This window comes from Amycolatopsis sp. N2S4-7, assembly GCF_058119595.1.
Map to the genome: position 1 here is coordinate 9,407,832 of NZ_CP172299.1, position 12,184 is coordinate 9,420,015.

General features: G+C 72.4%; 12 protein-coding genes. 7 read left to right on the plus strand and 5 right to left on the minus strand.

The features are described from left to right. Positions 1-35: 35 nt before the first annotated feature. From rimO to ACH54P_RS44410, 7 genes are all read left to right on the plus strand, one after another. Positions 36-1,472: a 30S ribosomal protein S12 methylthiotransferase RimO gene (rimO, locus tag ACH54P_RS44380; RefSeq protein ID WP_489909288.1), complete on the plus strand. Its 1,437-nt coding sequence runs from the start codon at positions 36-38 to the stop codon at positions 1,470-1,472. Further along, a complete protein-coding gene (gene pgsA, locus ACH54P_RS44385) occupies positions 1,469-2,110 on the plus strand; it encodes a CDP-diacylglycerol--glycerol-3-phosphate 3-phosphatidyltransferase (protein WP_489909289.1) in 642 nt (213 codons plus the stop codon). The genes rimO and pgsA overlap by 4 nt, the downstream gene beginning before the upstream one ends. 83 nt (positions 2,111-2,193) lie before the next feature. Then, a complete protein-coding gene (locus ACH54P_RS44390) occupies positions 2,194-2,640 on the plus strand; it encodes a CinA family protein (RefSeq protein WP_489916992.1) in 447 nt (148 codons plus the stop codon). 99 nt (positions 2,641-2,739) lie between these two features. After that, entirely contained in the window at positions 2,740-3,207 is a 468-nt protein-coding gene (locus ACH54P_RS44395) for a helix-turn-helix domain-containing protein (RefSeq protein WP_489909290.1), read from the plus strand. Between the two features lie 228 nt (positions 3,208-3,435). Next, on the plus strand, positions 3,436-4,281 hold the full coding sequence (locus ACH54P_RS44400) for a PspA/IM30 family protein (protein ID WP_489909291.1): 846 nt from the start codon (positions 3,436-3,438) through the stop codon (positions 4,279-4,281). 32 nt (positions 4,282-4,313) lie between these two features. Next, positions 4,314-5,300, plus strand: coding sequence for a phage shock envelope stress response protein PspM (pspM, locus tag ACH54P_RS44405; RefSeq protein WP_489909292.1), 987 nt, complete (start codon positions 4,314-4,316; stop codon positions 5,298-5,300). A 405-nt stretch (positions 5,301-5,705) separates the two neighbouring features. After that, positions 5,706-7,139, plus strand: a complete 1,434-nt coding sequence (locus ACH54P_RS44410) for an allophanate hydrolase-related protein (protein ID WP_489909293.1) — start codon at positions 5,706-5,708, stop codon at positions 7,137-7,139. On the opposite strand, the gene ACH54P_RS44415 is transcribed toward ACH54P_RS44410, so the two are convergent. From ACH54P_RS44415 to ACH54P_RS44435, 5 genes are all read right to left on the minus strand, one after another. Beyond that, positions 7,111-8,148: a quinone-dependent dihydroorotate dehydrogenase gene (locus ACH54P_RS44415; RefSeq protein WP_489909294.1), complete on the minus strand. Its 1,038-nt coding sequence runs from the start codon at positions 8,146-8,148 to the stop codon at positions 7,111-7,113. The two genes, ACH54P_RS44410 and ACH54P_RS44415, sit on opposite strands and share 29 nt — an antisense overlap. 65 nt (positions 8,149-8,213) lie before the next feature. Then, entirely contained in the window at positions 8,214-8,774 is a 561-nt protein-coding gene (locus ACH54P_RS44420) for a GNAT family N-acetyltransferase (protein WP_489909295.1), read from the minus strand. Positions 8,775-9,162: 388 nt separating this feature from the next. Further along, on the minus strand, positions 9,163-10,221 hold the full coding sequence (gene add, locus ACH54P_RS44425; protein ID WP_489909296.1) for an adenosine deaminase: 1,059 nt from the start codon (positions 10,219-10,221) through the stop codon (positions 9,163-9,165). 122 nt (positions 10,222-10,343) lie between these two features. Next, positions 10,344-11,153: a DNA-formamidopyrimidine glycosylase family protein gene (locus ACH54P_RS44430; protein WP_489909297.1), complete on the minus strand. Its 810-nt coding sequence runs from the start codon at positions 11,151-11,153 to the stop codon at positions 10,344-10,346. Positions 11,154-11,156: 3 nt separating this feature from the next. Next, complete coding sequence (locus tag ACH54P_RS44435) at positions 11,157-12,050, minus strand: ParA family protein (protein WP_489909298.1); 894 nt, start codon at positions 12,048-12,050, stop codon at positions 11,157-11,159. Between the last annotated feature and the right edge of the window lie 134 nt (positions 12,051-12,184).

Here is a 12,184-nt window from a genome sequence, read left to right on the forward strand (position 1 = left end):
CGGCCCGTCCGGGCCCGGCGGCTACCCTGAACGTCGTGCCTTCTCCTGCCACTGACCCCGCCGCCACCCGACGCGTCTCCCTGCTGACCCTGGGCTGCGCCCGCAACGAGGTCGACTCGGAGGAGCTGGCGGGCAGGCTGGCGGCCGGCGGCTGGGAGCTGGCGGCCGAACCCGAGGACTCCGACGTCGTGGTGGTCAACACCTGCGGCTTCGTCGAGTCGGCGAAGAAGGACTCGGTCGACACGCTGCTCGCGGCGTCCGACACGGGCAAGAAGGTTGTCGCGGTCGGCTGCATGGCCGAGCGCTACGGCCACGAGCTCGCCGACAGCCTCCCCGAGGCCGACGCGGTGCTGGGCTTCGACCACTACGCCGAGCTCTCCGACCGGCTCGACGACGTCGTCGCCGGCCGCAAGATCGCCTCGCACACCCCCGGCGACCGCCGCAAGCTGCTGCCGATCAGCCCGGTCCAGCGGCCCGCCGCGGCCGAGACCGTCGAGGTCCCGGGCCACGCGCAGCACGGCTGGGGCCCGCGGGTGCTGCGCACGCGCCTCGACGACTCGCCGGTGGCCGCGCTGAAGATCGCCTCCGGCTGCGACCGGCGCTGCTCGTTCTGCGCGATCCCGTCGTTCCGCGGCTCCTTCGTGTCGCGGCAGCCCGACGAGATCGTCGCCGAGGCGATGTGGCTCGCCGGGCACGGCGTCAAGGAGCTGTTCCTGGTCAGCGAGAACTCGACGTCCTACGGCAAGGACTTCGGCCGCGACGGCGCCACCGCGCTGGAGCGGCTGCTGCCGCGCCTGGCGGGGATCGACGGCATCGAGCGCGTCCGCGTCTCCTACCTGCAGCCGGCCGAGACGCGCCCGCAGCTGGTCAAGGCCATCGCGACCACGCCGGGCGTCGCCGAGTACTTCGACCTGTCGTTCCAGCACTCCAGCGAGCAGGTGCTGCGCCGGATGCGCCGGTTCGGCTCGACCGACTCGTTCCTCGCGCTGACCGAGCAGATCCGCGAGTACGCCCCCGAGGCGGGCATCCGGACCAACGTGATCGTCGGCTTCCCCGGCGAGACTGAACACGACCTGGCCGAGCTCGAGCGCTTCCTCACCGGGGCGCGCCTCGACGCGGTCGGCGTCTTCGGCTACTCCGACGAGGACGGCACCGAGGCCGAGACCTTCGACGGCAAGCTCGACGCCGACGAGGTCGCTGCGCGCGTCACGCGGATCTCCGCGCTGGTCGAGGAGCTGACCTCGCAGCGCGCCGAGGACCGGATCGGCACCTTCGTCGACGTGCTCGTCGAGCGGGACGACGACGGCGAGCTCACCGGGCGCGCCGCGCACCAGGCGCCCGAGGTCGACGGCGAGTGCGTCGTCCTCGACGCGCCGGAGAAGACGGAGGTCGGTGACTTCCTGCGCTGCGAGGTCGTCGACTCGGCGGGCGTCGACCTGGTCGTCCGCGCGGTACCGGACGCCGACCGGTGAGTGCGGTCCCCAGCGACGCCGCCGACGAGGGCGTGACGCACGACGCGCCCGCCCAGGTCCCCGAGCCCACCCCCGTCCCGACGCTCAACGTAGCGAACCTGCTCACGCTGTCGCGGCTGGTCCTGGTGCCGCTGTTCGTCGTCGCGCTGTTCACCGGCGACGGCCACGACACGACCTGGCGCGCGCTCGCGACCGGGCTGTTCGCCGTCGCGTCCTTCACCGACCAGCTCGACGGCTGGGTGGCCCGCAAGTACGGCCTGATCACCGACTTCGGCAAGATCGCCGACCCGATCGCGGACAAGGCCCTCACCGGCGCCGCGCTGGTCGGGCTGAGCGTCCTCGGCGAGCTGGGCTGGTGGGTCACGATCGTCATCGCGGTCCGCGAGATCGGCGTCACGCTGCTGCGGTTCTGGGTGATCCGCCACGGCGTGATCCCGGCCAGCCGCGGCGGCAAGGCCAAGACCATGGCCCAGATCGCCGCGATCGTCGCCTACCTGCTGCCGCTGCCCGCGGGCGCCGACCCGGTCCGCTGGGCCCTGATGGGCCTGGCCCTGGTGCTGACCGTGGTCACCGGCGTCGACTACCTGGTCCGGGCGGTGCGGCTGCGCGCGGCCGGGCGCCGCGTCACCGGGAGCTGAGCGTGGCCGGACAGGCACCGGCCCCCGGCGGCGGGGGAGCGCCGGACCGGAGCGCGGCGGCCGGCGACGAGCAGGCCGCCGCCCTGATCGCCACGCTCACCGCGCGGGGCGAGACCGTCGCCGCGGCCGAGTCGCTCACCGCCGGGCTCGTCTGCGCCACCCTCGCCCGCGTCCCCGGCGCGAGCGCGGCCCTCCGCGGCGGGCTCGTGGTCTACGCCACCGAGCTGAAGACCGTCCTCGCCGGCGTGGACGCCGGGCTGCTGGCCGAGCACGGCGCCGTCCACCCGGAGGTCGCCGCGCAGCTGGCCGAGGGCGCCCGCGACCGCTGCGCCGCCACCTGGGGCCTCGGGCTCACCGGGGTGGCCGGGCCGTCGGCCCAGGACGGCGTCGAGCCGGGCACCGTGCACGTCGGGCTGGCCGGGCCGGGAACACGTACAGTCCGTACCCTGGCCCTGAGCGGCGACCGGGACTTGATCAGGACCGAATCGGTCCGGGCGGCGTTTGCCCTGCTCGGGGAACATCTGGCGTGAAACCGGCGTTCGCCCTTGGCGTACGGACACGCCAACTCCTGCGCCCGGGGCGCCGCTCTGGGTAACGTAGGGGGTACTTGTTCGGAAGGGAGGCGCGTGATGACCGTGCTGTTGCGTGAGGCGATCGGTGATCGGCTCCGTCATGCCCGCACCAACCAGCGTCGTACGCTGCGCGACATCTCCCGCGCCGCCAGGGTCAGCCTCGGCTACCTCTCGGAGGTGGAGCGGGGCCAGAAGGAGGCGTCGAGCGAGCTGCTCGCGTCCATTTGCCAGGCCCTGGACCTTCCGCTCGGCGAGCTGCTGCACAAGGTGGCGGCGGACGTTTCGGCCCTCGACAACGTCGAGGTCGCACCGGTCGACGAGCGGATCGTGGAAGGCGCGCCCCGGGAGAAGGTGCCCGAGCGCGGCGCCGAGGCCTCGGCAGCCGGCATCGAAGGCGGTCGCCTGATGTCCGAGCTGATCGGGAACGACCTCGCCGACCTGCGGGTTTCCCCGGCGCCACGGATGAACACCACGCTGCGCACGACGATCGGGCAGCCGAAACTGGCCTCGACGATCGCCGCGTAGATCGGATCGGACGCGATGACGGCCCCGGGCAACCCGCCCGGGGCCGTCGGCGTTATGTCCAGGGGTGATCAGGGGCGAACCCTGAAATCCCCCGGGGTCGCCTGGAATGGACGTGGCCGACCTGACACGATGGAACCCAACGCCGGGGTCGGTGCGTTGCATGAGCAGGGGAGCGACGCCCCACCCCGTACTCAAGGCCCGTGGGACGCAAGAAGGCAGGCGGAGGAGATGGCCAACCCGTTCGTGAAGTTCTGGAAGTACATGATGGCGGCGTTCTCGTCGAAGATCGACGAGCACGCCGACCCGAAGGTACAGATCCAGCAGGCCATCGAGGAGGCGCAGCGCAACCACCAGGCGCTGACGCAGCAGGCCGCCTCCGTGATCGGCAACCAGCGGCAGCTGGAGATGAAGCTCAACCGGCAGCTCGGCGACGTCGAGAAGCTGCAGGCGTCCACCCGGCAGGCGCTCGTCCTCGCGGACGAGGCGCGTTCCAAGGGTGACGAGCAGAAGGCCGTCGAGTTCGAGAACGCCGCGGAGAGCTTCGCCACGCAGCTCGTCACGGCCGAGCAGAACATCGAGGACCTGAAGACGCTGCACGACCAGTCGCTGCAGGCGGCGGCCCAGGCCAAGAAGGCCGTGGAGCGCAACTCGCAGATGCTGCAGCAGAAGCTGGCCGAGCGCACCAAGCTGCTCTCGCAGCTGGAGCAGGCGAAGATGCAGGAGCAGGTCTCCGCCTCGCTGAACCAGATGAGCCAGCTGGCGGCGCCGGGCAACACGCCGTCGCTGGAAGAGGTCCGCGACAAGATCGAGAAGCGCTACACCACGGCGCTGGGCCAGGCGGAACTCGCCCAGAACTCCGTCCAGGGGCGCATGATGGAGGTCCAGGCCTCCACCACGCAGCTGGCCGGGCACTCGCGGCTCGAGCAGATCCGCTCGTCGATGCGCGGCGAGTCGGTCGCCCAGGTGACCGACGGCGGCGCGGCGGCCCAGAAGCCGGCGAGCAGCAGCTCGGCCGACATCCAGCGCGAGATCCAGGCGCGCGTGCAGGCCGAGCAGGGCAAGAACCCGGCCTGACGGCGGGTCCGGCCGTTTCGAAGGGGGCGAGCATGGGGCAGCAGGGCAGGCGTCGTGACTTCAGCGAGTTGAGCGCGAAGCTGGAGAAGCACATCGAGAAGCTGCCCGACTACGCCGTGCGCGCCCAGGAGAAGCTCCAGAAGGTGCAGAAGTACTTCCCGCCGGCCGACCAGGCCGGCGGGAAGCCCGCACCCGGGCGCCCGAACCCGCTGCAGCGGCCCCCGGTGCGCCGGCCCGCCGTGCCGCCGACGTTGTCGTCGATGGCGAGCCAGGTCCCGGCGTTCGCCGAAGCCCGGGCCAAGTGGGACCGCTGGAACCACCCGGCCGCGAAGCTCGAACGCCGCAAGCGCCGGACGTCCCGCGCGATGACGCTGTGGATCCTGCTGACGATCCTGTGCGGCGTCCTCACCGTGGCGGCCGGGATGGGGTGGATGAGCGCCGCCGGCGCGCCGATGATGCCGCAGGCGATCGTGGCGTTCGCCGCGGCCGTCGTGTTCGGCACGTTCAGCGTCCGGTCGGGACTCAAGCTGCGCGAGCTGAAGCGCACCCCGGTGCCGCTGGCGCCGGCGGGGCCGCCGCCGCTGCCCCCGGCCGGGTCCGTGGCGCGCCAGCCGATGGAGCGGCTCGCCGAGTGCGAGGCGTCCCTGGGCGAGCTGCTTCGTCAGCTCTCGGTGCCGTCCTCGATCGGGACGGTCCCGGTTTCGGAGGTGTCCGTCGCGGACGCCCGCCAGACGGCGACCGAGGCCGCGGCCGCGCTCCGCGGCCTGGCGGCCCGCATCCAGGCGATCGAACGCGGCCGCAACTCCGCTCCCGCCCGCGAGCAGGCGGCTTTGGACGCGGCGGTCGGCAAGCTCCGCGAACAGCTGGACGACGGCCTCGAGGGCTACCGCGGCCTCGTCGCCGCGGCCGGCCACACGGTCGCCGCCTCCAGCGACGGCCTGGTGACGTCCAAACAGGCCCTCACCGACGCGACCGACCGCCTGGCCGGCCTGGCCATGGCCCTGCGCGAACTCTCCTGATCCCGGGAGTCCTCGGATCCCGCGTGAGCGCAGCCGTAACGCGCGTGATCAGAGCCGGAACGGCCTCAACCACGTGAGTTCCGGGCTCCATCACGCGAATTCGGCCTTCGTTGCGCCGTTCGGATCTCAAACTCGGCCGATCGAGTGCCGCCATCCGGGGGCACGGCCTCGTCGTCACCCGGCGTGCGTGATCGTGCGTTTCACCCCGGCGTCGCGCCCTGTTCACCTCTTGGTGCCGAAACACGGGCGTAATCGGAAACTGGTGGCTACGGAAACGTCGGCGAACTAACGTTTCTGTCATGCATGCAGAGGTGGCACCAGCCGCGAGGCCAGCCGTGGACTGAGGTTCGCCGGCGCCGACCGTACACAGTGGACTTTCTCGACCCGCCGAGGAAAGGACGCCCCGTGAACACGCTCCCGCCGGATCCGGATCCCGCCCCCACCACCCCACCCACCGCCTCCGAGCGCGTCATCGCGGCCTTCGAGCGCATCACCGAAGCCGCCCGCCCCGACCTCTGGTCCACCCTGCGCGCCGTCGAGGACGTCCTGGTCGACGCGAAGGCCGTCGACGAACGCGTCAAGGCGGGGGAGCACCTGCCGCTGGCGGGCACCGTCCTCGCCGTGCCGGAACTGATCGACGTCGCCGGACAGCCGTCCGGCCGCTCGGTCCCGGAAACCAGCGCCACCGTCGTCTCCCGGCTCACCGCGGCCGGCGCCGTCGTGCTCGGCAAGACCGGGGCCGCCCCCGTGGCCTCGGCCTGGGACCGGACCAAGGCCGGCGGCCGCGGTGCCGCCGTCGCCGTCGCGCTCGGCATCGTCGACCTGGCCCTGAGCACCGCGGGCGCGGTCCCGGCCGCGCTGAACGCGGTCGTCGCGCTGAAACCGACCCGCGGCCTGCTGCCCATGACCGGCGTCCGCGCCTCCGAACCGGTCTCCGTGTACGCGAAGGGCCTGGTCGCCGGCCGCCGCGCGCTCGTCCTGATGACCGGACCGGACGGCGTCTCCGCGACCCGCACCTGGCCCGCCGACGTCCGCCTCGGCGCCGGCGAGCACCCCCGGATCGCCTACCCGCACGACTTGCCCCTGAGCGCCGCCGCGGCGATGGCGTTCGAGTCCGTCGTGAAGCGGCTGACCGCAGCCGGCGCCCGCCTCGAACCGATCTCCCACGACGAACACGACTTCGAGGACGCGCTCCTGCTGCCCACCGTGCCGGACCACCCGGAGCTCGCCGAGGCACTGGCCGACCCGGCCGCCATGTGGCACCGCCTGGCCGCGTGCACGGCCTTCGCGAACCTCCTCGACCTGGCCGCGGTCACCGTCCCGGTGCTGCCGGGCGACCGCCGCCCGTTCGGCGTCACCTTCCTGACGCGGGCGTTCGAGGACCAGATCGGCCTCGACCTCGCGACCGTCTGCACGGACGAGCCCATGACGCCCTACCCCGAACCGGGCGAAGACGTCGTCGTGTTCGGCGCGCACCTGCGCGGCCAGCCGCTCAACGGGCGGCTCACCGAGCTCGGTGCCCGGTTCGGCGGACCGGTCCGGACGGCCGAGCGCTACCGGATGGTGCTGCTGGACACCGAGCCGCCGCAGCCGGGCCTGCTGGAGGGCAGCGCCGGCCTCGACGGCGAGCGCTGGCGGCTGTCGCCGGCCGCGTTCGAGCGGTTCGCCGCGACGCTCGAGGAGCCCTTCGTGCTCGACCGCGTCGAGCTGGAGGACGGGTCCACGCCGGTGGCGGTGCGGTGCGCGCCGACGGTGGCGGGGACCGGGCTGGACCGCTACGAGTCCTGGCGCGGCTACGTGCGGTTCGCGTCTACCGCCGGGCTGCGAGACCCCGGCTGACGCGGCGCACCAGGCCCGGCCCGTGCAGCGCGAACCCGGTGTAGAGCTGCACCAGTGACGCGCCGGCGTCCACGAGCCGGACGGCGTCGGCCGGGCCCATGACGCCGCCGACGCCGATGATCGGCAGGTTCCCGCCGGTGTGGTCGTGCACGAACCGCACGACCTCCGCCGCGCGGGTGGTCAGCGGCCGGCCGGACAGGCCTCCCCCCTGCCCGGCCAGGCTGCTTTCCGCGGGCACGATGCCGTCGCGGGCCAGCGTGGTGTTCGTGGCGATGATCCCGGCGACGCCGTGCTCGAGCGCGACTTCCAGGAGTTCGGCCAGCGCGTCGTCGGTCAGGTCGGGCGCGACCTTCACCAGCAGCGGCGTCGGCGTCCCCGCGCCGGCGAGCTCGGTGGACGTCGCCCGCAGCTCGCCGAGCAGCTCGGCGAGCGCGGCGCGGTCCTGCAGCTGCCGCAGCCCCGGGGTGTTCGGCGAGCTGACGTTGATCGCGAAGTAGTCCGCGTACGGGTGCAGCGCGCGCAGCGAGAACCGGTAGTCCTCGACGGCTTCCTCGAGCGGCGTCACCTTCGACTTGCCGATGCTGACGCCCAGCGGGACGCCGGGTTTGCCGTCGCGGGCGAGCTTGGCGGCCAGGGCTTCCGCGCCGTCGTTGTTGAAGCCCATGCGGTTGATCACCGCGTCGCTGGCGGGGAGGCTGAACAGCCGCGGCTTCGGGTTGCCCGGCTGCGCGAGCCGCGTCACCGTGCCGACCTCGACGAACCCGAACCCCAGCGCGGCCCACGCGGGCAGCGCACGGCCGTTCTTGTCCATCCCGGCGGCGAGGCCGACGCGGTTGGGGAACCGCAGGCCCAGCACGGTCACCGGGTCGTCGACGCGGAAGGCGCCGCCGACCGCCGGCGCGACCTTGCCGAGCCGGGACAGGACGCCGATCGTGCGCTCGTGCACCAGTTCGGGGTCGTGGTAGGACAGCCGGTACAGCGCGGGGCGGACGATCTTGTCGAAGAGCACGTCCCCATGCTGCCAAACGACGCGGGACGCGCTACCGGAGCGTCACTCCCGCGTGAAGGGGACCACTAGTCGCGGTCCTTCCACTCGTCCTCGAGCATCGCGTAGACGAGTTCGTCGGTCCACTCGCCCTTGACGATCTCGTTCTCCCTCAGGTGCGCCTCCTGGCGCATGCCGAGGCGTTCCATGAGCGCGGCGGACGCGGTGTTGCGGCCGTCGCAGCGGCCGATGATGCGGTGCAGCCCCAGATCCTCGAAGCCCAGCCGCAGCAGCTCCGTGGTCGCCTCGGCGGCCAGGCCCTTGCCGTGGTGGTCCGGGTGGAAGACGAACCCGATCTCGCCCTGCCGGTGCTCGCTGCTCAGCCACTCCAGGTTCAGGTCGCCGATCAGCTGCCCGGTCGCCGCCAGCTCGACCGCCACGGCCAGGAACTGCCCTTCCTTCGTCAACGTCGAGCTGTGCACGCGTTTCGCGAGCGCGGCGGCCGATTCGGCGCGGCTTCGCGGGCCCCAGTACAGGTAGCGGGCGACGTCGGCGCGGGACTGGAAGGAGTTCAACGCGTCGAGGTCGTCGGGCGTGAACGGGCGCAGGAGCAGGCGTGCCGTGGTGATCGGGTAGTCGGGCCTGAGCATGGTTCCAGGCTAGCGAGCGAGAGTCGCCAGCGGGATGGAACAGCGCGACGCGTTCGTCGAATCCCGGGGTCGGATCGCCGGACGGTCGTTCGCCGCCGACGGACGGCATGACCTGCACAAATGAGCGGAAAAGGGTGGCCCCCAGGGTGCCTCTCGAGCGCCGTCAAACGCTCGAGCCCGGGCCGGACCGGTGCCCGGGAACCCTGGGGGTCCGGTGACTGCCTGGTATTCGCTCTCAGGCAACACGTGAAGCAGGCGATGAGCCGAAGGTGGCTCGGTTGTATCGCTGCTCAAAGTCCCATCACGCGCCATCCGCTAGCGGACAGCCACCTCACGAGTCCTGTTGGAATACAACTTTGGACCACCTCCTCTCTCGTGTACTTCCACGCTAGGCGAAGTTCCCGGGGTCCGGCAAGGTCATTTCTCCGGGCACCGCACGGATCTCGCTTCGCAGCAGCGCTTTCCGTGCCTCGCCGAGGAAGGACGCGTCGACGGCGTTCTCCGCCAGCCGGGCCAGCTCGGCCGTGGTGAGCCGCAGCGCTTCCGCGACGGCCACGTACTCGCCGGTCAGCGTCGCGCCGAACATCGGCGGGTCGTCGGTGTTGAGCGTCACCACGAGGCCGTGGTCGAGCATCCGCCGCACCGGGTGCGCGGCGATGGCCGGGACCTGGCCGGTGCGCACGTTCGACGTCGGGCACACCTCCAGGGGGATCCGGTGCACCGCAAGGTGTTCCAGCAACGCGGGGTCGGCCACGCAGCTGGTGCCGTGGCCGATCCGCTCGGCGCCGAGGTCGTGCAGCGCGGACCAGATCGTGGCGGGACCGGTGCTTTCGCCGGCGTGGGGGACGCTGTGCAGCCCGGCTTCCCGTGCCCGCGTGAAGAACGGTTCGAACTGCGCCCGCCCGACGCCGAGCTCCGGCCCGCCGAGCCCGAAGGACACCAGGCCGCCGGGCCGTTCGCGCAGCGCGAACACGAGCGTCTCCAGCCCGGCCCGCACGCCCTTTTCGCCCGGAATGTCGAAACACCAGGCTAGGTCGACGCCGAGTTCGGCGGCGCCGGCCCGGCCGGTTTCGAGCCCGGTCAGCAGTTCGTCGCCGGGCACGCCGTCGAGCAGGTGGTTGTACGGCGTCACGGTGACTTCGGCGTAGCGGCAGTTGTGCGCGGCGAGATCCGCCGCCAGGCCGGTCACCAGGGTGTGGATGTCGTGGCGGTCGCGGACGAGCGACGTGACCGCGAGGTAGACGGTGACGAAGTGCGCGAAGTCGCGGAAGGTGAAGAACTCCGCGAGGGCGCGCTCGTCGGTGGGGACGCCGGCCGCCGGACGGCGCCGGGCCAGCTCCAGGACGGTCGGCAGGCTCGCCGAACCGACCAGGTGGACGTGCAGTTCGACCTTGGGCAGGGCGTGCGCGAACGCGCGCAGCGCCTGCCCGGCCGGGATTCCGGGCATGACTGAGCTCCCTGGGAGATCGGAGGTGACGGACGGGGACGCGCGCGGCTCAGGGAGCGAGGTCGCCGCGTTCGGTGTCGGTCCCGTAGAGCGGGAGCTTGAACGTCGTCACGGTGCCCAGCCTACTTCGCCGGGTACGGGCCCGGCTGGTCCTTCGGGCAGAACCACGTCGGGCGCCCGTGGACGCCGTCGCCCTGGGTGCGGACCAGGAGCCGGCCGCCGCAGCGGAAGCAGCCCTGGCGCGTGCGCTCGTAGACCCAGTTCTTGCGGTTGCGGTCGAGGTGGCCGGTGGTGCTCTGGTCGAAGCGCCCGGCGGTGGCGTTGGCCAGCAGGAGCTTCCGGGCGAGGGCGACCGTGCGGCCGGCGTCCACTTCGGACACCGGAGTCCACGGGGTCACGCCGAGCAGGAAGCAGATTTCGCACTTGTAGAGGTTCCCGACGCCGGCCATCACGCGCTGGTCGAGCAGGGCGACGCCGAGCTCGCGCGCCGGGTCGGCGGCCAGCGCCGTGGCCGCGCGGGCCGCGTGCTCGTCCGTCCACTGTGGATCCAGCAGGTCCGGGCCGAGGTGGGCGACGAGCCCGGTTTCCTTCGCGGTGGCCACGAGTTTGAGGTCGTGGACGCGGAAGCCGATCACCTGGACGTCCGCCGCCGTCAGGATCACGCGGGCGTGGTGGCCGGGCCGCCGCCACTTCGCGCCCGCCGGGTAGACGTCCCACATGCCGTCCATCATCAGGTGCGAATGCAGGGTCAGGTCGCCGGAGAAGCGGGTGAACAGGTGCTTGCCGACCGTCGCGACGCCGAGCACGTCGCGGCCGGCGAGGTCCACAGTGGCCAGTTGCGGCACGCGGAACTCCCCGCGCAGCAGCGTCTTCCCCGTTAGGGCCCGGTCGAAGCGCTTTCCGACGAGGTAGACGGTGTCACCTTCGGGCACGGCTCACCCCGCGGATTCGGACACCTCGGCGGGGGCTTCCGGCGTCTCCGGTGCGGGGCCCTCCGGCCAGTCCGGGCCCTCGGCCTCCTCGGCGGCGATGCGGTGGCGGCCGGCCCGGTTGGAGCGCAGGATCTTGGCCAGCACCATGTTGAACGTGAGCGCGATCTCCTGGGCGCCGGGCGAGTGCCACTCGTGGATCGGGCTGCACGCGCCCTGGGCCTGCTGCACGGCCAGCCGGTCGGTGATCGCCGTCGGCATCACCAGCGAACCGAAGTTCTCGCGCAGCTCGGCGATCCGGAACTGGTGTTCGTAGGAGCGCACGCGCAGCTTGTTCACCAGGACGCCGATCGCGCGCAGGTCCGGGTTGAGCTCCTTGCGGATCTTCTCGATCGCCTCCAGCGCCCGGTTCGCGCCGGCGACGGCGTACATGGTCGGCTCGGTGACGATCAGCGCGCTGTCCGCGGCGACCAGCGCCGACTTCGTCAGCCGGCCCAGCGACGGCGGGCAGTCGAGGACGACCAGCTCGTACGGCGTCTCGCGCAGCGGCGAACGGTCCAGCTCGTCCAGCGCGCGGGAGAAGTTCGCCAGCCGCTCGCTGCCGGCGTCGGGGTCGTTGAGCAGCTCCAGCTCTTCGGCGCCGACGAGGACGTCGACGTCCTCGCTCCAGACGCTCGGCGCGATCGCGCGTTCGAGCATCGCCCGGCTGGGGTCTTCGAGCACGTCCGCGAGGGTGGCGTCGGTGTACGGCGGGTCGAGGGAGGTGGTGGCGTTGCCCTGCGGGTCCAGGTCGACCACCAGCGTCCGCGTGCCCCTACGCAAGGCGGCGGACGCGATACCGAGAGCGACCGTCGTCTTGCCGACGCCTCCCTTGAGGCTGAGTACGGCGACCGTGTGCACGGTGACCAGCCTACGGGTGCGGGCGAGGGGTGCCGCCCGGCAAGGTCGGGCGATCGTCGTCACGACTGGTCCGGTGGGGTGCGTTCACTCGAAGGGAGGAGCCGGGGAGGTGGTGCGGGCCGGGCACTACCCTG

What these genes read in the sequence shown, in the direction of transcription:
- ACH54P_RS44395 (WP_489909290.1), top strand. Translation starts at nt 2,740, where the DNA reads ATGACCGTGCTGTTGCGTGAGGCGATCGGTGATCGGCTCCGTCATGCC.
- ACH54P_RS44400 (WP_489909291.1), top strand. Translation starts at nt 3,436, where the DNA reads ATGGCCAACCCGTTCGTGAAGTTCTGGAAGTACATGATGGCGGCGTTC.
- pspM (WP_489909292.1), top strand. Translation starts at nt 4,314, where the DNA reads ATGGGGCAGCAGGGCAGGCGTCGTGACTTCAGCGAGTTGAGCGCGAAG.
- ACH54P_RS44420 (WP_489909295.1), bottom strand. Translation starts at nt 8,774, where the DNA reads ATGCTCAGGCCCGACTACCCGATCACCACGGCACGCCTGCTCCTGCGC.
- add (WP_489909296.1), bottom strand. Translation starts at nt 10,221, where the DNA reads ATGCCCGGAATCCCGGCCGGGCAGGCGCTGCGCGCGTTCGCGCACGCC.